The organism is Thalassolituus sp. UBA6592 (assembly GCF_002433655.1).
Taxonomy (GTDB): domain Bacteria; phylum Pseudomonadota; class Gammaproteobacteria; order Pseudomonadales; family Oceanobacteraceae; genus Venatoribacter.
In genome coordinates, this window is record NZ_DJIO01000071.1 from 1 (window position 1) to 20,013 (window position 20,013).

At 51.2% G+C, this 20,013-nt stretch carries 13 protein-coding genes; 1 reads left to right on the forward strand and 12 read right to left on the reverse strand.

What is annotated here, in order from left to right; all coding sequences use genetic code 11:
- Positions 1 to 154 precede the first annotated feature (154 nt).
- The 9 genes from B2Z72_RS06960 to B2Z72_RS07000 all read right to left on the reverse strand — a co-directional run bounded on the left by B2Z72_RS06960 (position 155) and on the right by B2Z72_RS07000 (position 17,323).
- Complete coding sequence (locus tag B2Z72_RS06960) at positions 155 to 1,321, reverse strand: hypothetical protein (RefSeq protein ID WP_296983370.1); 1,167 nt, start codon at positions 1,319 to 1,321, stop codon at positions 155 to 157.
- Between the two features lie 5 nt (positions 1,322 to 1,326).
- A complete protein-coding gene (locus B2Z72_RS06965) occupies positions 1,327 to 1,749 on the reverse strand; it encodes a DUF6160 family protein (protein ID WP_296983372.1) in 423 nt (140 codons plus the stop codon).
- A 68-nt stretch (positions 1,750 to 1,817) separates the two neighbouring features.
- Positions 1,818 to 3,155, reverse strand: a complete 1,338-nt coding sequence (locus B2Z72_RS06970; protein ID WP_296983374.1) for a hypothetical protein — start codon at positions 3,153 to 3,155, stop codon at positions 1,818 to 1,820.
- 74 nt (positions 3,156 to 3,229) lie between these two features.
- On the reverse strand, positions 3,230 to 6,874 hold the full coding sequence (locus B2Z72_RS06975; RefSeq protein ID WP_296983375.1) for a LamG domain-containing protein: 3,645 nt from the start codon (positions 6,872 to 6,874) through the stop codon (positions 3,230 to 3,232).
- A gap of 84 nt (positions 6,875 to 6,958) precedes the next feature.
- Positions 6,959 to 11,404, reverse strand: coding sequence for a C-type lectin domain-containing protein (locus tag B2Z72_RS06980; RefSeq protein WP_297004426.1), 4,446 nt, complete (start codon positions 11,402 to 11,404; stop codon positions 6,959 to 6,961).
- 66 nt (positions 11,405 to 11,470) lie between these two features.
- Positions 11,471 to 12,967, reverse strand: a complete 1,497-nt coding sequence (locus tag B2Z72_RS06985; protein WP_296981178.1) for a DUF6160 family protein — start codon at positions 12,965 to 12,967, stop codon at positions 11,471 to 11,473.
- A 1-nt stretch (position 12,968) separates the two neighbouring features.
- On the reverse strand, positions 12,969 to 14,093 hold the full coding sequence (locus B2Z72_RS06990) for a hypothetical protein (protein WP_296981179.1): 1,125 nt from the start codon (positions 14,091 to 14,093) through the stop codon (positions 12,969 to 12,971).
- A 511-nt stretch (positions 14,094 to 14,604) separates the two neighbouring features.
- Positions 14,605 to 15,654 carry a DUF2333 family protein gene (locus tag B2Z72_RS06995; protein ID WP_297004428.1) on the reverse strand — a complete coding sequence of 350 codons (1,050 nt, stop codon included), beginning with the start codon at positions 15,652 to 15,654 and terminating at the stop codon, positions 14,605 to 14,607.
- Positions 15,655 to 15,802: 148 nt separating this feature from the next.
- The gene (locus B2Z72_RS07000) at positions 15,803 to 17,323 is read right to left on the reverse strand and encodes an OmpP1/FadL family transporter (RefSeq protein WP_296981185.1); all 1,521 of its coding nucleotides are present in this window, start codon (positions 17,321 to 17,323) and stop codon (positions 15,803 to 15,805) included.
- Between the two features lie 281 nt (positions 17,324 to 17,604).
- On the opposite strand from B2Z72_RS07000, the gene tsaA reads away from it, so the two are divergent.
- Positions 17,605 to 18,318, forward strand: a complete 714-nt coding sequence (gene tsaA / locus B2Z72_RS07005) for a tRNA (N6-threonylcarbamoyladenosine(37)-N6)-methyltransferase TrmO (RefSeq protein ID WP_296981187.1) — start codon at positions 17,605 to 17,607, stop codon at positions 18,316 to 18,318.
- Here the strand turns inward: tsaA and tmpT are convergent.
- From tmpT to B2Z72_RS07020, 3 genes are all read right to left on the reverse strand, one after another.
- A complete protein-coding gene (gene tmpT / locus B2Z72_RS07010; RefSeq protein WP_296981189.1) occupies positions 18,290 to 18,964 on the reverse strand; it encodes a thiopurine S-methyltransferase in 675 nt (224 codons plus the stop codon). The genes tsaA and tmpT overlap by 29 nt on opposite strands.
- A 148-nt stretch (positions 18,965 to 19,112) precedes the next feature.
- Positions 19,113 to 19,481, reverse strand: coding sequence for a VOC family protein (locus tag B2Z72_RS07015; protein ID WP_296981190.1), 369 nt, complete (start codon positions 19,479 to 19,481; stop codon positions 19,113 to 19,115).
- A 192-nt stretch (positions 19,482 to 19,673) separates the two neighbouring features.
- Positions 19,674 to 20,013: winged helix-turn-helix transcriptional regulator (locus B2Z72_RS07020; protein WP_297004430.1), on the reverse strand; the 340-nt coding region annotated here is incomplete at its 5' end.

A 20,013-nucleotide genomic window follows, 5' to 3' on the forward strand; every position in this document is an offset into this window, starting at 1 on the left:
AAAGCGAAAAGCTGGGGGGCGCCTTGCCGGCCCGGGGGATAAGTTCCCCCTGGAGGCATAAGGCTGTGCGGCATTAAAAGCCGCTTATAAAAAATCCGTTTTAAACTGTGGGACAGCAGTGGCTGATGCCGGTATTTTTTTGCGCACAGGACATTTAATTATTGTAAGTCTGTGACCAGGAAGGACGTGTTGTCGCATCGCCATAGTTAGTATTAGCGCCATAAAGCTGAAAGTTTGGATGGCCCGGGAAGTAGTTATTGGGGTGATCACCATTTTGTGTAAAGGAGATCAAACCACCATCGCCCCCCATATTCAGCCAGAAGCCCGGGGAAGTTACCTCAGGAGAAAAGCCCTGCACTTCACTCCACTGAATTGACCGGCTGCCCATACTGATAAAGAAGGCACTGGTATTATCCAGATAGTTCGACTGTACCGGGAACAACTGTGCCGTCGGCGATTCATCCAGAACACTTTCCGGATCACTGACCAGCAGGTTTACCAGCGCACCATTGACCGCATACAGAGTCAGATTAGAAGAATCCAGCCAGCCAATGGTTCGCACCCCACCAAGGAACGCTTCCAGTTCAAGGCTGCCCAGACCACCGATTATCGGCAGCTCGATTTCTGCAGTAATCGTAGGTTCGATAAAACCGGAGATTACATCAATAATATTGCCCTGATAGCCGTACGAGTTTTCCGCACCAACACGGAAGCCAACCAGCTGCTGTACACCACTGCTTTCGTCAAATGCAAACTCAATATAGGGGTTATCCTGCACAAAAGGGGTCAGCTCATATAAACCATCGCCAATATCAATTACCTGCCCCATGGTAATGTCCCGCAGTTTAATATCGACGCCGGCATCCGGCTCAAAGCCACCGGGATAGTCAAAAAAACTGACCGCCGCGCCGTGAGTCAGTAATGAGGATTCGTATTCAGCATCGCCAAGGCCAACCGAACCACAGGGGTTTGCGGTGCAGGCCCAGGCAATATTATCGTTGTAATCCACTGGCACTATGTTGTTGTAGCAGATCTTATCGCCGCCAGCACCACCGGTACAGTTGGTACCTTCCGGGCGCCAATAGCGCCCAAGAGCGAGTTCGTCTACGTTGGCATTGATTTCAATATGCGCCCCCATAGTAATACGCAACATATTCAGTTCTGAGCCATCGCCCTGTTTTACCAGGTTCTCGGACACTTCAAAAATTGCCTGCCCATAGGTCGCGGCCAGTTCACTTTCATTCATCAGCTGAAGGCTGAATACCGGTGAAGAAAGCAACGCGGTAAGTAGTGTGATGATTTTCAGAGTGTTCATTGTCATTATTTTTACTCTGTTGCAAATATGGTCATGGTTGATGCTGCCGGCAACTGTAGCGTGCCATCAATTTCGACGGCCATCAGGAAGCGGGAGCCCGGATTAACTTCACGATCCGTACTCATATAAATGCCATCGGTTTTCAGTTCATCGAATACAATTTCTTCCGGCAATGTCCACTGCAGTGCGCCGGTCTCAGCAGTCGGACCGAAGTCGCTGATCAGATCCAGCTGCAACCCCTGTATTTCCACCGCGCCGGTGAGATTGTCGACCACCAGCCAATATTCATTGTTGTCGGCATAATCTGCCGCAGTATTGGTATAACTGATGCGCGAGCCACTATCCAGCTCCACCCTTGCACTGATAGTGATACCAGCCTGTCCGGAAGATGCCGCCAGATCGGCCTCATCCATAACCAGCAGTTCAGCCTTCAAATCAGGAATCAGAGTTAAAAAAAGCAATCCGCCTAACGCCAGATGAGTTATTCTTTTTAGGTTCATGATTAAAGATCCTGAGTGGTAATAATCAGGCGCTGAATCTCAATGCCTTTAATTTCGACCACGTTCTGGTTGGGTACATACGGGATTTCGTTTCCTGGATTTGCCTGATTGTAGGCTGCGACCTGCTCGTTATAGATCACCGTTTTGGGAATAAAGGCCCGGTGTGAAACATTACTGATGGTCGATACAATATTGCCGTCTGCATCACGCAGAAAAATATCTTCATAGCCAGTAATCAGATCAGGGTCACTTTCATCACCAAATGCTATGGACTGGATGTAGATATTGCCCTGTGGCGCCTGAGCAACATCCTGCGGTAATCCGCCAATTTCAATACGCAATTGTGTCGTGGGTGCCAGCACATTCGGCACAGCGTCTTTCCAGGTACCGCGTTCGACCTGTGCGTATTGCACGGTGCTGATGGTTAATGGCTGATCAGCATTACCCAGCGGCAGGTACATATCGACACCACGCAGTTCAAGTGAACTGGCCAGCGCACCCTCCGGGTCTGTGGTCAGACGGATAACATCGGCCTGTAAACCTGTGGTCATTGCCAGCGACAGTCCACGATCACCATAAAATGGCTGCCCACCATACTGATAATTCGCCAGTTCAGCTGCCGATAAAGTTTCACCCTGGCCGCTGTGAGCCCATAAATAGGCCGATGTGCCGTAAAGTCTGACGCCCTCCAGGTCCGCATAGGTCAGAAAAGAAGCATTGGCTTCTGTGCTGTTGCGATTGGTATCGTTGATCATATCGACGCGAAAGTGCAGATCGAATTTATCTGTAGCCTGATCCAGCTCCAGTTCACGCTGAGCTGATTGTTCAGCGAATGATGTGCTTAAAAATGGCAGGTAGCTGACATCAACTGAATTGCTGTCGGTAAAGAAGTCCTGAGGCAATCCGCGATAGTAATCAATATCCGCACCTTCGCTTGCCGGCTCATAATAATGATCGGAAAAAGATGCAAAGCTGCGCTCCAGCTGTTGCAGGTCCGCAGTAGGAAAGCCCATATACAAAGCCGTGTGTGTGCGGTTACCGCTGACCAAAGATCCGTTACCCAGAGGATCAATCAAGCCTGTATGCCGTTCCGTTATTTCGCGGATATCAGCAATATAAAACGGATCATCGTAGGTACCAAAGCGCCCGGCCAGCATCCCACTTTCTTCTGTACTGCCACTTTTGTACATCCGCAACTCGCTGAAAATCATATAGTCAGGGTCAGGACCATCGGTCAGCTTAAGTTTGATTTTAAAGGACTCTGGATCACTGTAATCGGCAGAATTCAGCAGCACGTTATCGAATACTGCCGCAATCCCTTCACCGGTTACTTGCGACATCTCCTGATCATCCAGGGACTGCATGGCCAGTGCACAACCAGGCACCATCAATATGCAGATTATGGTTGGACATTTCATTGGTCGACTCCCCATGTGTAACGATCATCATTTCCGGAGCAGGAAAAGAGTCCGGTATCGCGCACATTAATTTGCTGTCCGGTGGATATCCGGCACCAGATTTCACTGCCGCCTGTCTCTTTAACGTTCAGAGAACCATTATCGTTTGTCAGCTCCCAGGTTTTCGGCCCACTGTTGCAATCGGTACGCAAAAGATCACCATCATTCGTGGCGCAGGCATTATCACCTTTATTAATCATGTATTGATTCTGTGGATCATAAGTCCATAACTCAGCATTCAGCACAGATGCAGAACAGTTATTGGCTTCGTAGCGTTCATCGCCCTCGTCCCAGGCAACACAGCGACTGCCGTCAAATATCAACCGGCGCCAGCGTGGCGCAGAACGGATATTCAGTATCTGCTCATACACTTCATCGGCATTGGCGATATTACTGTCAGGGCCACCCCAGACTGTCAGCAGAATCTGAGAGTTAATCTGGTTCTGATAAGTAAAAGGCAGCGTCAGGCGGGTAGAAAAAGAACGGGCAGCCTCTGCCATACCATCAGCATAAGCAAAACTGCCGCCGGTATTATCCAGCGTTGCACCGTTACTGCTGAGCAGCGACCAAGTGTAATTAATCTGCGCATGTTTCTTATTCACGCCTGTGCGTTCCGGTATCACCACAGACAGATCAACCTGACCTGAGGCACCGAGGAAATCATCAATTGCGTAGTAGGTTCCGGCCACAGACGTTGCGTTATTATTAACGGCAGATTGAGTAACCAGAATCTGATCATTCACACTGTTGTCATTGGTTATGACAAAATCGCGATAGGTCTGATTAACACTGCTATCCTGGTTTGCGTTACTGAGCGCCCCCAAACCGACAGTGCGCGTCGGCTGAGGATCGCTGAGAGTCACCCTCACGGTATAGTTGCTGTTACCGTTGAACAAAACATCTTTGGTACGGATAACAAGCTGCGATGACACAGGAATGCCGCCATAGCTGAAGCTGAGCGCCCCCGTACTGCCGGCAGGATCTGAATAACTGAAACTCAGATAATCAGCGTCGGTCTTACCGGAGGTTTTATTCAGAACTTCAACGCTGCGCACAACAGTAAAATCGGTTTCCGGATTTCCGGCCCGGTCAATATCCACTGTTAACAGCTGACCTTCATACACAGTTGCTGATGTATCTTCCACAGTCAGCAGAGCCGGGCTGGTCACATCAACCAGTGTCAGAGTGGCAGAGGCCGCTGTAACATTTTCATCGTGACCATCGCCGTTACTTGGAAGCACAGACACAACGACCTGCTCGTCGTCTTCCTGATAATTATCGTTCACCAGCGTAAAGGTAATGATCTGGGTTTCAGAGGAAGGCGTTGCCGTAACAGTCTCCGTCAGAGCTGGCCAATACAAGGCAGCAGTATTGGTGAAGTCTGCTGCGCCAGTGTTTGCTGTTACCGGGCTGACCGATACAGAAAGTTCTGCTGCCGGTGCATAAAGACTGGTGTCTGTGCGCACAACAGCGAGTTCACACAGCAATCCGCCGGCAGCCGGTTGCAATTCAGCCGGCACTGTTGAATCTGTATTTGGCTCCTTGCAACTGAAACTGTCAGCAGCAAAGGCAAAATCACCGGGTTCATAATCACGAATAATCAGACTGGCCTGATCCTGCTCTGTGAGCAGAGGATCAAACAGTACTTCATCGTAGTTAAGACTGACAATAGTCACCGTCAGTACTTTATCGGCGACGCCAATATCCGCGTTATCGATAGCCTGTAGCGCGAAACACCGGGCACTGCTGTCACCGTCAGCAAAAAATACACTGCCCGTCGAAGCAGTGGGAATAATACTGCCGGTAACATATTGATAGTCGATATTTTCAACCGCAGTTCCTGACAGCTGATAATTAACCGTTACATCGCCTGCAGAACCTGACTCGCGGACGATACAAAGACTGTAGGTATCGGTACTGTTTTCAGTGAGGATATTATTGTCTGGTGCCGTAACAGAGAAATTCCCGAAAGGATTCGGCGTCAGGTCATTCAGGCGCAGCGTATGCACCGCAGGCTCAGCACTGTCAGCAGCAGAATAATCGACGATGTTAAAGCGGGCGGTTTCAGTACCTTCACGGATACCGTCATCTGCAGTATCGCGATTGACAGTAAAACTCTGAATGCCACGGCTACCTGCCGGCCAGGTTACCGCCAGACCTGTTCCTGGTGTGTAACCACCAGCAAAGGCTAGGTCGGCAACGTCCGCTGGCGTCACCAGATCTGCCTGAGAGCCAGGTGTGGCAGTACTGATGGCAGCATTGAGATCCACATAGACGGTCAGTGCATCTTTGCTGCCGCGGCGACGTTCGAGATTAATAGTAACGGCGTTATCAGTTGCTGCATATTCATCCGCAAAGGATGATGTCTCTGTAAACGCGACTTCACCAACAGGCGGTGGCGGAAGAATCTGCTCCCTTTCCTGCTCCGACAGTACGCGATTGTAAATCTGAACATCATCCATCAGGCCGACAAAAGAGCGCGAAGCCTGGGGCGTATTACCTAAATAGAGATTACCGCTGTTAGCCTGTGATAACTCTCCGGCGCCATAGTCAAAGCTGTTGATTAATTCGTTGTCGATGTAAACATCAAAGCCATCCACACGCTTTACGAAAACAAAGTTCAGCCACTGCTGATTCAGCAGAGTGCTGGCAGTCTGTACCTGAACTGCTGTATTGGTCGCCTCAGAAACTCTGAGAGTATCGCTGTTTTCCTGCAGCCAGAACGCGGGCTGACGTGCAGCATTGGCATCGCCTTTTTGCAATAAACCACGCAGACCACTGCCACTCCCCGGCTCTTCAATACTGAAGCGGAAAGCAACTGTGTAAGCATCCGCGGGAATATTCAGCCCAGCCTGAAGGTCGACCGCAACGCCGGGCACCACCATAACATCGGTTTCCGACAATGACAGTGCACCGTCAACAACAGCTGGAAATGGATTGGCGCTGGTATTAAGCGCATCGTGACCATTACCGCTGATATCCCGCTGCGGCTGTGCATCGGAATTAAAGTCATAATGGGCAACCAGCGGCGATTTAATTCTTACCGTAACAAACGCTTCTGACTGTGCAGGTGCTGCGGTGCCGGGGGGAATATCGGTTACGTTAAGCTTAAATGTGAGAAGAGCATCCTGCTGCAGTAGCAGCGGCGCATCATAGGAAGCGGTTACCGTTGCAGTCCCGGAAGGCCCTGCTGTCAGCGTATTATTGCTGACCACAACATCGGAATCTGCCGGATTGGCAAAGCGGCTGTCGGCAACCAGTTGCCATTGCGCCGATGCAATTCCCTGCTCTTCATCGTCCGCCAGAAAAGCCGTTAACAAAACACCGGTCTGTTGCTCATTTACCTCCAGAGGCGTCAGGGATGTGTCTGCTACCGCCGGAAAATTGGTCTCAGCACCATTAACCTGCCAGTCACCGTCTTCGTAGCGATCATGAGCGTTAATCCAGACCTGCTCCAGCCCTTCGAGTTCCATTGCCAGTTTAAGCCGCGCATTCTGTACCGCATCGACCGGTGCTGCAAAGCTCCAGTCCTCATCTGCAGTGTCGAGAGCATCACAGGCAGAAAAGCCGGAGGACCAGCGCATATCGCTGGTAACTGCCACATTCACGATGCGCCATTGATAACCATTGGTGCAGGCGAAACCACGACTGACAGCGGACGCCGCTGTGTATTTACAGGCATCGGCCTACCAGGTTCCTGCACCTTCTGTAACACGGTCAAAATAAGCACAATCGTTATCTTCATCGAGCAGAGATTCTGTCGCCCAGTCACTGTAAACCTGATAAGGGCGCCAGCTGCCTTCCACTTCCTGATCGCTCATATTGAGCCAGACATCCTGTCCAAAAGTCGCTACTTCAGCGGCTAACGCCTGCTGACTCAGGGTCGCCGACTGATTACCAAAGGCATGGGGCGCAAAAAATTCACTGCCGGGAAATTCTGCAGCGCATACAGAAAAACCACGGGACCAGACACCGGCGGTGGATGTTATAAACCATTCAACGTTGCTGCCGGTAAGTTTGCGGCAGGCAAAGGCCGCTTCTTCCACCAGACATTTAGCCGCATACCATTCACCGTTGGTGCTGATACGTGCACAATCACGATTGCCCGTGTTAACCGGTTCATTGTCTGCCCACCATGCATAGCGCAGACGATTAGCAATCCACTGCGATTCCAGCCCGGTATCGGTCAGGTTAATCCATACCGTGTTACCACCCAGCTGTGCCAGAAGTTCGGCCAGCTCATCCGGTGTGCGCGGCACGGCAAACATCGCATTCTGATTTTCACAGGCGGCAAAGCCGTCCTGCCATTGCCCGGATGTTGATGATGCAATACTCCAGTCACCATCAAAACAGGCATAATCGTATTCCCGGTTGCATAGCACGTCGGACCAGCGACCATTACTATCCAGCAGGGCACAATCGGAATTATTGTAATTGGCAAATTCAGGCTTCTGCCAAAGCCCCAGTTTCAGGCGATCTGCAAACCAACGGTTATTCTCACTGCTGATGTTGCTTACGTAATAGTAATTCAGCCAGGTATTCTTAACCTGTGCTGGAGAGTTGCGTATTGCCGTATCAAGCGCCTGCTCCTCTGCTGCCGTTACCGGAGCAGAAAAATAATAGGCGCGACCGAATTGATCCTTACATAAGCGGTTGCCGCGTTCATACGACCAATAGTCATCACCTGTCTGTGGCACAATCTGCAGGGAACCATTGACCAGCGCTCCGGCAGAAGTAGCCACCTGCCAGTCTGAGCCATTAAAGCACGCATAGTGAGCAGCACCAGCTGTGCAGCTTGCGCTGCGCCATGGGTTATTCTGCCCCGCGGCTACCGAGGTTTTAAATACGCAGACGTCCTGTGGCTCACGGCCCGGATAAGGTGACAGCCAATTGGTATAGGGCAGATTTTTACGGAATTTTTCGCCGCTACCTGTACCATTCTGATTATCTTCATCACCACCATCGGTAATATTTAACCAGACTCTGTTAATGGCATTTGCCGATTCCAGGCTGGCCTGTAAACGGGCAAAGTCGAGCTGAATAGCATCCGCCAGCGTCAGAGGTACAGCGAATACAAAACGGCTGCCGTATTCGATAAAACAATGACGGTGACCATCGGCGGTATTCTGAATAAGCCCTTTTTCTCTGGTTACCTTCCATTGATAGCCATCAGTACAGGCCCAGGAATATTCTGCAGCCCCGCTGCAACTGATGTCATACCAGTCTCCTGCGGCATCCTGATATACACAGTCTTCGCCATTAACGGTGGTACTTTCCTGAGCAGCTGTCAGGCCGCCGTTGTCAGGCTGTGCCGGCGCCCAGGCAGGGTACGCTGAAATATTTGCAGCATTGGTAAGCCACTGCCCTTCCTTAACAGTGTCGGTAGCATTAATCCAGACTTCACTGACACCCCCCATAGCATTACGGGCAGCAATGTTTTCGTTATAGGTTTGAGGGGCAGCAAATTGCCAGCCGCTGCCCAGATCCTGACAGGCCGCTACGGCCTGAGAAAAATCATCAAGTGAACCAGAGACAATGGATACAGCCCAATTATCACCGTCGCGGCACAGGTACGGGCGATTATTGGACGTGTCACAACCTTCGTCGGCCCAGCTGCCGGCGCTGTCATTCATCAGTAAGGCACAGTTTTCTGAGCTGCCGCCATCGGGTTGTGCATTTCCCCAGTTCGGTAACGCAACACGATAGTCATTCCATTGCCACTGCGCCGCATTCCGCAAACGGTTACCATTAATCCAGACATCGCCACCACGCCCGGCGAGACTGGCGTCATGCTGCATACTCAGCAGAGAATCCATTAACCGTGGAGCAGAAAATAATAATCCGGATGCCATATCATCACAGACAGACTGTGCATTACTGAAATCCAGCAGGTCTGTTTCAACATCCGAAAATGACCAGATGCTGCCAGAACTGCAGGCAACCGGTAATTCGTCACTGCAGTCACGGGCACGCCACAACCCGGTGGTCAGATCAGCCGAGACACACAGTTCACTGTTCGCTGTTGATGGCTGATCAGCCTGCCAGTTATTGATGCTGCGATTAAGCTGCCAACGATCTTCATCCGCAGTGTCACTGGCATTAATAAACACCTGAGTCACCGACAATCCCGCCATGACATTAAGCAGATCATTTTTCTGCGCAAGCGTCACAGGCGCATAAAATTTATAACGGCCATCAAAGGTGCTCTGGCAAATATTGGCGAGTGATTCAAAATCTCCGCCCGTGTAAGCAGCCGGAGTTATCTGCCAGTTACCATTATTGCCCTGGCCAGGATCAAAACAGGCAACAGGTAAAGAGCCAGAACAGGAAACGTCATCCCAGTTGCCAGCAGACTGTTGCACAGCACAATTTTCCGCACTGCCACCATCGGGTGAACCCTGCGCCCAGAAAGGTGCCAGAACATCCATCCCAAGGTTGTAGACGAAGGTGCCTTCATAACGCTTATCGTTGATGTTTATCCAGACGCCTTCGGTATAGCCTTGCCCTATGGCTTCAGCTAACAGTTCGCGGGTTTGCTGAAATGAAATCGGTGAAGCGAAAACAAAGTTACCGGCAACACCATCCTCTTCAATAGCAGCACAGGCAGCAAAGGCTGCGACCAGATTTTCCGGATACTCATCATCTCCGCCGATAGAAGTGGCTACCGGAGATACACGCCATTGATATCCGTTGTAACAGGCAACATGCTTCACCGTCGCACAGGAAGTGTCATCCCAGTTGGCATAGGTCGCGTTTTCACTGGCATCGGTGTAGAGCTGCACGCAGTCGCCGGTGTTATTGGGCTCCACTGGAGCGAACAGTGAATAGCTGGCAAGGTTTTCCTTTTGTGCGGCGGCAAGATCCAGCGACGCGCCATCGCCGTAGCGAACCCAGGGGCCGGGTAAGAATTCATAATCGTTGTCATAAACATCGTAAAATGCCAGCTGCCGCAAATCACCACCCGGTACAGGCTTTTTATAACCACCATTCCAGATCCAGCTGACCGTATCTTGTGTGTATCTGAGATTAATCCATGTACGTGCACCATTGCCTTCAGCACGGATCAGATCAGCAACCCGCGCCCGCTCATATTCACTCTGAGGCGCTGCCAGATAATAATTACGATAAGGGTTGTCCGCTTTATCATCGTTATCCGGACGCGCACAGACATCCAACACTGCGTTAGCAAAAATATGGCTGGCGTTTCGGATTATCCAATCATTGCCATCGGTACAGGTCAGAAAAGCGGCAGAAGCGCAGTCAACATTCAGCCACTGCCCGTCACTCTGACGTGCAACCACGCACAGCCCCTGAGTGGTATCGGGAAATCCGGTCGCCCAGCTGAATATGCGCTGGTTAAGCATCCAGAAACCTTCAACCTTCTGATCAGAAGCATTTATAAACGCACTGGTTGATAACACATTATTAAGCGCAGACTGTTCCTCAGCCGTTCGTGGTGCGGAAAACTGATAGTTAATGCCAAATGCCTGCTGGCAAATCTGATGAAAGCGATCGATATTGGTAAACGAATGTTGTGCAACCGTCACCTGCCAGTTATCAAAGCTGGCATCTGAGCAGACAACCGCTCTCTGTTCTGTGCAGGCAATATCGTTCCATTCACCGTTACTCTGCACTTCAGTGCAGTGTTCACCGCTACCCGCATTATCAGGCTGGGTCGCCGACCAGAAGGGTGCAAAAGCACTCGCTGACGTTGCATTGATTAACCAGGTATTTTCACTGCCGGAATCTGTGGCATTAATATAAACCGTACTGACACCTGCCAAATTCATTGCCGCAATCAGCAGATCCCGCTGCTCTGCAGTCACTGGTGCGGCAAAGACGGTATTTAACGGGCAACTGACAGCCGAAAAGTTACTGGAATTTCCCAGAACCCAGTCTGTGCCATCAAAACAGGCAGGACGATTGCTGTTGCCACAATCGACATCATTCCAGCCACCGGCAGCCTGTTGTGTGGCGCAGTCTTCGCCGCCGGAATCGTTTGGCTCGCCGTTATTCCAGAATGTCAGCGTATCGGCATTAACCGCCTCAATCTGCGCAGGCGACAAAGCGCTTACAGCCCCGGTATCAAACCAGACCGACGCACCACTGCTGTTAACTGCAGCAGTACTCATTAAAGGCTGTAAAGCTAAAGTAAAAAGTGTGAGTAGTTTTTTATAATTCTTATACATAAATTGTCTCTACTGCAGCGGTTCCACGCGGAAATAACTGCCCGGTTGCAGTGAAATATTGTTCATCACGATACGTCCGGTCTGCCCCTGCTGAACCGATCCATCGCCCATACGAATCTGATTGATATTCAGATCCATACTCTGATCAACGATACCAACATGCAGGCCCTTTTCTGTCTGATCAATGGTCTGAGATAAAGAGAAATTATTCATCACCACCTCAGCGGTCAGCTGTGGCTGTGGATTACCTGAGCCGTCATCATCATCTTTTATGGTCAGTTCAAACGATGTGGTGCCGGCCATGGTGAGATCCATTTGCATACCTTCAGAACCGGCGCCCGGCAGGGTATACAGCTGCAGATCAAGGCTGTCGCCATTCAGGTTAAGATTTTCGATGGCAAACGTTCCCATACTCAACCCCGGAGAGGAGCCATCTCCGGCACTGAAATATACAGCGCCAATCATCAGATCCAGATCATTCACATCGAATACGGAGGTACTGATACCTGAGGTAAAACCTGTATCAATAAAGTCCAGGGTATAGCTCAGTTCACCATGAGTATTCAGCGCAACATCGCTGAAATTAATTCGCTGATTACCTGTGCGGTAGAAAACATTTCCAGCCGTCATATCGAGATTTATTTCACCACGAATACCATCAACACCATTGCCATCAATACCTGTGCCATCATTGGCCCGCACGGTAAAGTAGCCGGTATTCACGCCCAGGTCAGAAAAGCCAAGACCACCAAAGTTATTCGCGCCGAACAGACTGGCGCCTGCAGCATCCAGTAAGGAAATATTGCGGATTTCAAAGCTGCCACTGGTTTCCCCTATTTCCAGTTTCAGCTCATCACTATTACCGCTGAGAAAGAGTTCACTGCGAAATGCATATTCCCCTGGCGCCGGCAGAAAGACGATATCCGTTGAAAAAGTGACACCGTCTTCATCAAACTGATAAGTCAGGCCACTGCCTTCTTCCATAACTGTACGGAAGCCCACTCTCGCACCGGCGCTGTCGTTCAGCAGAACCGTTTCAAGATAACTGTCGCCGATAAATTCCCACATGGAAAAGCGTGCGGCGCCAAACAATGTGCGGCCACTGAGCGAAATCCGCCCTAATTCCAGATCCAGAGTATCGATGTCACTGGTACGGATACTGACATTGCCATCAGCGTCGATATCAATGTCCGTTCTGAAAGTATCTGCACCAATAAAGTTACCATTCACATCCGTCATATAAGTGCGCAATTTCAGGCCATCAACAGCAATATAATCTTCACCCTGACCGTCGCGGTCTTCTTCGGTAAAACGTATTTCGCCAGTAGAAAGCAATGCGCCATCGGGATGCTGTGTCGTGGTTTCAATGGTGATGCCGGATTGCCCTGCGACCCTTGCCATACTGGCATCATCCATCGCCTGTAACGCCTGCACATTTTTTATCTGAGCATACGAAACTAAAGCGACCGTAAATAACAGACCCGGAGCATAGAAACGATTTTTCATATCAATGCCCCTGAACCTGTAAATAACTGTTATTGGATATATTCAGCTGCATATCCATGGTGCCGATACTCAGCGACTGACGCTGTGCATTACTGGTATCTGCCACCCGGTTACTGCGCAACATAGTGATATTCTCGATCAGTACATTAGCACTGGCACCACTGCTGGCATCCTGACGATCAAAATCGAACACCAGACCACGTTCGCCATCGACATTCATACGCAGGCCGTTCACTTCGATATTACTGAGCGCGGTAACGGAAGCGGATAATTCATAAATATCCGATGTCAGATAATCGCCACTGACTTCACCGGCGATATAAACAAAATCCAGACTGGAACCGGCGGTTACGGCAGCATCAAATTCAAGTCCATACTGATCTGCCTGACTGGCATTTTTTATTAAAAGGTAGCCACCGGGCTGGAGAGCAATGTTGCGGAAAGCCAGACTGTTTAATACATCATCGCCGACACGGACATTGTAAAAGTTGATATTGCCGCCGGTCGTCGTAGGCAGCCCCATACGCAGGCCATCAGAGACCAGATCAAAAGAAATATTATCGAGAAACAATCCGCCGCTGGCGCTGTTATACGGGTCGCTGAAATCAACGGTAGTGGTCAGCCGGGTTCCTTCATCCTCGATCCAGGTTTCGTACGACATGGATGCCGGAATATCCACATCCAGCGTCAGGCCATTACCTTCATTGCCTCCGGCAAACAGGTAAGTAAGCAAGGCATCACCCGGACCGATACGGAAATTCCCCTGCCCATAACCACCAAGGCTTTCACCATTAATGCTGATGGATTCAATCTGAACTTCAATCGGCAGATCACGGTTGGTAAACACCAAAGCTTTCTCACCATCGACATCGCGGACTTCAAGGTCCACCTGTACCGGCCGGTTGGTCTGGGTATAGATACGCACGGGTGACAGAGTGAGTTCGCCCAGCGGACCGCCATCCAGGCCGTCGTCATCGATGTAGCTGATGGTATCAACGCTGGCATCAAACTCAGAGGTATACCTGAGCCCCTGTGCCTGACCTGTGACTTCAGCCAGCGCCTGTTCATTGAGCGCTTCCAGAGCAGCTACGGACGGCACCCAGCAAAAGGAAAGAGATGATGTCACAGTTAAAACGCCGAGCGTCCGACAGCACAGTAATGCCATCTGAATCTCCCTGATATTATTTTTGTTATACGTATTCAGACTGTGGTGATACGAACGTGCAAGATAACAGAACTGAAACGACCGTGCTACTTAACGGATATTGATGCGGGCGTCAGCTAATACAAAAGAATTGAAAATAAGGCTTTTAAAACAACAACTTACCAGGAACATAGTCATAACCAACAGATGCCGTAAGGCAAAAGGGTTATATGCCAGATAAGCCAACAGCCTGTAATTTATCCGTTAAGGACACAAGACAAAGCCCTGTGCAGGTGCCAGGCGTGAAGTGTCAGAGCCGGGTGCTCAGAACAAAGGGATCATTAAGGACTCGCACACGGCGAATCTTCAGCGCCACCGCGATAGCCGCTCGCACCTGATGCATAAGCAGGATAACGGCGTAACAGGGCAGCGGGCATAAAAACGCGGGCAGCTGGATAACCAGGCCCGCGCAATAAAGCGAAGCAGCAACGAATCAGCCCTGAGACAGCAACTCGCGCAGATCAAGAATTGCTGCATTGGCGCGGGAGATATAAGACGCCATCACCAACGAATGGTTAGCAAACATACCAAAGCCACTGCCGTTCATAATAACAGGAGCCCACAGAGGTTCCTGGGTGCCTTCCAGCTCACGGATAATCTGACGCAGGCTGACCATGGCATTTTTCTTTTCGAGAATATCTTTGAAGTCTATCTCGATGGCTTTCAGCAGGTGCAACAACGCCCACGATGAGCCACGCGCTTCGTAGAACACATCATCAATTTTATTCCACGGGGTTTTCACCATCTGATCTTCGCCGCTTGGTGTGGATTGCTTAGCGGCAGAATCACCAGCCAGATCGGTATTCAGGCGCTGGCGGCCAACAGATGCACTTAAGCGCTGAGACAGGCTGCCGAGACGCGTTTCCACATCCTGCAGCCACTGACGCAGGTTATCTGCCCGGGCATAAAACTGCGCCGTTGGTTCCGCCGGATCGGCAAGACGACGCAGATAATTATTCAAAGCCTTCAGACCACGGTCATACTCAGCTTCGGTGGACGGCACCGCCCAGCTGTCGCTGTCAAAGTGAAACTGCGGCTCGGCAATGGCAAGATCGCGATCTTCGGTGGACTGGCTCTGTGAACGACTGAAGTCTTTACGCAGCGCCCGGGAAAAGTCCCGCACCTGCACCAGCACGCCATACTCCCAGTTAGGGATGTTATCCAGCCACAGACCCGGCGGGAAAATATCGTTGCTCAGGTAACCACCGCGTTTGTGCAGCAGAGTATCGGTGACTTCCATCAGAGTGGAGGTGGTGGTGAAACCAATAACGTTTTCCAGCCCCATCGCCGCAGCACGCTGATCTGCGCGTTCTTTTACCGCAAACGGCTCCGGCTCAGTACTCCAGAAGAAACCTACCACCAGCGCAATCAGCAGATACACCACCAGCGCAACTGCCAGCAAACCACGACCCAGACCACCATCGGCCCACCAGTCGCGCAGACGCTCCCGGTAATCCTGAATCCGCTCTGATAACTGCCCCATTTACCAATCCTTAAAACTTATAACCTGAGTGCAAGACTAACCCCCCGGCGTTGCCTGAACAAGTGCATACGCGCCATGTTGTCGCTGCAAGTAAAAAAGCCCGCGTAAAGCGGGCTTTTTCAACGTAAGCAATCACTTACCAACGATATTACATGCGGTAGTTAGCCTGCAGTGAAATACCAATTGCGGAGTTATCGAACTCGCCGTTCAGGTTGGCAGGCTGAATCTGATCGTCGTTAATGTCGTGATCGTATTCATCCACTTTCACTTTATCCATGATCAGGTAAGCCAGAGACGCGTCAAAGGACCAGGCCTGAGTCATTTCATAGGTTGCACCGACGGTCAGCCAGTTACGGTCGCCATCCGGTACACGGGCGGTACGGTGGGCATTATCCACTGGTGACGGGTCAAAAGCGTAACCGGCACGTACAGTCCACTCTGGGTTAATAACGTAGTCAGCACCGAGGGCAAAGGACCAGGTATCATTCCAGTCTTCCAGAATGTGGCCGATATAGTTCTCACCCAGGCCAGCGATATCATCAATGATGCCTTCATCGGTAGCGATCACGTCAAAGTGCTTGAACACTGACCAGTCGGTCCAGGTCGCGCCGGCTGTCACGCGCAACGCGTCGTTATATTGATGCGCCAGACTGAAGGTCGCTGAGCGCGGTGTAGTCAGAGGCACACGGGCATCCTGTTTATCAACACTGCCAGTGGCCGGTTCACCATCAATGGTCAGTGGCACAGAAGAACCCGACAACGCAGTTACCACGGCACTGGTATCCGCCGGTGCAACGATGCCAGCCTGAGAGCTGTAGGCCATCACGCCTTCGCTCTGCTTGAATTCCGCTTTGCCTTCCAGCTCAAAGTCGAGCTCGGAGCGGTAAGCAAAACCAAAGGTGGTTGCTGGCGTAATATCCCACATAAAGCCGAAGTTCCAGCCATAACCGGTATCGTCACCGGATACTTCGAACTCGTTTTCATAACCACGGTAGTCTTCCGGGTTAATGTTGGTTTGGCCGTTGGCATAGGCACTGTAAGCAGCTGCCAGAGGAACCAGATCCAGTTCTTTGCTCAGCAGACCGTAGGCATACACCATGTCGATACCGATACCGAAAGAGAAGTTATCAGTCAGCTGGTAAGACATGCTTGGCTGGAAGTCGATGGTCAGCAGCTTAGTGTGACCGGCAAAACCACCGGCAATCGAGCCTTTTTTGTATTCGGTTTCAGTGCCGAACGGGACAAAAATACCGAAACCGACTGCGGCTTTGTCATCCAGCTTATGCACCAGATAGCCGAACGGAATCAGCTTGTCTTTCATGTAGTTGCCGCCGTCGTTATAAACACCGGCTTCACCGTATGGAGCGGTAGCACTGGCGGGCAGGTTACTTGGTACACCGGCAGGGTCAGTACGCACACCGTCGAGGTCACCGTTCAGCGACAGGTAAGTAAAACCAAAGCTGGCCTGAGAAGTTTTCAGGCGGCTCATACCAGCCGGGTTGAAAAACACAACGGAAGCGTCGTCGGCAACAGCAGCACTGCCGGCAAACGCGCGGCCAGAGGCTTTTGCAGCCTGTTCGTTAACTTTATAGCCTGATGCATGAACAGCAGCGGAGAACACAGACGCGGCGGTGATTGCCACAGCCAGACGGGAAGCGTGTTTAAACATGAAGTCACCCTGTTGGTTGATATAGCGACAAATGCCAGATGCCGGCAATTGTTAATTTTGTTTTTCTCTGTCGGCGGCAGTATGCCAATCCAAACGGGCCAATTTGTAACATCTGGTAACTGCAGAGTAACTATTTGAAATTATCTGGACTAAAAAACAACGATTTGAACATTCATGTTCAATTGCTCAGGTATTGGTCAGACAGTGAGCGACTGAGTAGTCACGGATAGTGACCTTATGCCCTGCTCCGATATACTGCGCATTTTGCTCCGGCCAGAATAATGACTCCCACACAGCTGACACCAGTGGCCATCGCCCACACGCCATTTGCCGAAAAATTCGCCATTCCCCGTCAGCCGATGCTGGCACCGGCCGCCACAGCCATCATTGAACTGCTGCCGCCCTACGATCAGCCGGAGGCGTTGGATGGTCTGCAAGGCATCAGCCATATCTGGCTGCTGTTTCAGTTTCATCAGGTAGCACAGGACACAGCGCCGCGGCTGAAAGTTCGCCCGCCACGTCTTGGCGGCAACCGCAGCGTCGGGGTATTCGCCTCACGCAGCACGCACAGACCCAACGGCATTGGCCAGTCTGTGGTTAAGCTGGAGCGGATTGAAGGTCACAGATTATGGGTATCCGGAGTGGATCTGCTGGATGGCACCCCCATCATTGATATCAAGCCTTACGTGCCCTACTCCGACAGTATTGCCGGTGCTTACAACGACATAGCGCCGCATGCGCCGGACAGCATCAGGGTGGAATGGTCAGATGAGGCCCTTAGCCAGGCCGGAAAAGAAGAACTGCGGTTGCAGCAACCGGTAAAAGCATTAATTGAACAGTGCCTGGCTCAGGATCCGAAACCTGCCTACCAGAACCCTGCACCAGAGCGCCGCTATGGAGTGCAACTGTGGGACATCAACGTTACCTGGCATTACCCGGAGGCAGAAACCATCCGCGTGCTGAGCGTCAGCCCAGCTGATAAACGCGCTGAATAAAGGACTCCAGCCCCTGTTCGCGGAAGCGGGGTTCCTGATCAATCAACTCCCGCTCATCCACAACAGACACCGTCATTGCCTGCCCGTAGTGCTGTTTAACCTCTGCATCACTGACGGCAAACGGCGGGCCGTTACGCTTGTTCTGATCATAGTCCAGAGTGATCAGCAGCTGCGGTGCCCGGTCGCTCAGCTGCAGCAGGTGTGAACTGTACGCACGGCGCATCTCATCGGGTAACGCCACGATTGCGGCACGGTCATAAACGGCAGCCACCGTCTGCCCGGTCAATTGCTGAATATCGTCCGCACGCACACTGAAAAAGTCTCCGGCAATCAGCAACACGCCCTCGCCCTGATAAACGACGCGCTCAGCCTGCCGGGTTTTGCTGATTTCAATACCCGCCGCCTGACGTAATTCTTCTGCCAGCTGATCCAGTGCCAGCTCACTCAGCTCAATACCAACGACGTAATGACCCTGACGGTGCAGCCAGATAAGATCCAGACTCTTACCGCACAAGGGCACCAGCACCAGACCGCCATCCGGCACATTCATCTGCGGCCAGTATTTGAGCAGCATTTTATTTTCTTCATTCAGATGAAAACCAATTTCCATCCGTTCCCATTTGTCATGCCAGAAATCGTGTTGCATAGCGGATGTGAGGACCTTATCTGGTTGGTGTTCTTTCAGAAACAGCCGTTTGGCTTATGCCCTTGCCGTCTGTTCTTTCACTTTTATTTTTTGCGCCAGTTTTCCACGTTCAGTGCTCTGCGTCTCTCCAGACAGTCACTCCAGACAGTCACTCCAGACACTCACTCCATACAGCGAGCTCGTTGCCTCCCGGCTCGCGGAAGTGAAAGCGTCTTCCCCCCGGGAAAGTAAACACCGGGCGGGTAATAACGCCGCCGGCCTGAATAACTTTCTGTTGCGTCTCAGTCAGATCAGCGCTGTAAAACACCGGCAGAACGTGGCTGCCCGGGGAATATTGCTGGCCCGGATCAAGGGCAAAGAAGCCACCATCGAGGCCTGCTTCACCCGCAAAAAAGGCGGCATAAGAGTCGCCGTAGTCGGTAAAATACCAGTTAAAAACCTGAGTAAAAAAGCATTTACTGGCGTTAATATCCAGCGTCGCAAACTCAAGATAATTCAGCTTCGTATCGGGCTTCATGCTGATACCTCCGTGCCGTCAGCAATCTCTCAGCAATCGTTCAGGAACGCTGAATGAGCACTTTAACAATACCAAGATCTCAACTCCGTAATTTATTGTATGACCGGCTGAATATCGGGACAGGCGGTTATTAATGACAGCAGTCTGCAGGCCCGCACAGCCGGCTGGACACATAACAACAAAGCAATAGCGTCAGGCTTCCTGTTCTGCCAGTTCCGCACGACGGGTAATAACCTCTGGCGTGTTCACTTCAATCCAGTCTGCCAGATCAGCTACTTTTGCCGCTACCTCTTCACCGGCATCGGTCAGGCTGTATTCCACAAAGGGTGGCACCACGGGGTATTGCACTCTGACAACGAATCCGTCTTCTACTAAAGCATGGAGGCTTTGAGCCAGCATTTTTTCGCTGACGCCATCCATTTTGCGGCGCAATTCGCTGAACCTGTGTGTTCCGCTGCGCAAAGCAATCAGGATCAGAACCCCCCAACGACTGCATACGTGTTTCAAAATTTCCCTTGAAGGACAAGGACTT

Excerpts from the sequence above, each read along its gene's own strand:
- B2Z72_RS06985 (WP_296981178.1), bottom strand. The coding sequence starts at position 12,967 with ATGAAAAATCGTTTCTATGCTCCGGGTCTGTTATTTACGGTCGCTTTA.
- B2Z72_RS06980 (WP_297004426.1), bottom strand. The coding sequence starts at position 11,404 with ATGAGTACTGCTGCAGTTAACAGCAGTGGTGCGTCGGTCTGGTTTGAT.
- B2Z72_RS06960 (WP_296983370.1), bottom strand. The coding sequence starts at position 1,321 with ATGACAATGAACACTCTGAAAATCATCACACTACTTACCGCGTTGCTT.
- B2Z72_RS07000 (WP_296981185.1), bottom strand. The coding sequence starts at position 17,323 with ATGTTTAAACACGCTTCCCGTCTGGCTGTGGCAATCACCGCCGCGTCT.
- B2Z72_RS07015 (WP_296981190.1), bottom strand. The coding sequence starts at position 19,481 with ATGAAGCCCGATACGAAGCTGAATTATCTTGAGTTTGCGACGCTGGAT.
- tmpT (WP_296981189.1), bottom strand. The coding sequence starts at position 18,964 with ATGCAACACGATTTCTGGCATGACAAATGGGAACGGATGGAAATTGGT.
- tsaA (WP_296981187.1), top strand. The coding sequence starts at position 17,605 with ATGACTCCCACACAGCTGACACCAGTGGCCATCGCCCACACGCCATTT.
- B2Z72_RS06970 (WP_296983374.1), bottom strand. The coding sequence starts at position 3,155 with ATGTCGCAAGTAACCGGTGAAGGGATTGCGGCAGTATTCGATAACGTG.
- B2Z72_RS06995 (WP_297004428.1), bottom strand. The coding sequence starts at position 15,654 with ATGGGGCAGTTATCAGAGCGGATTCAGGATTACCGGGAGCGTCTGCGC.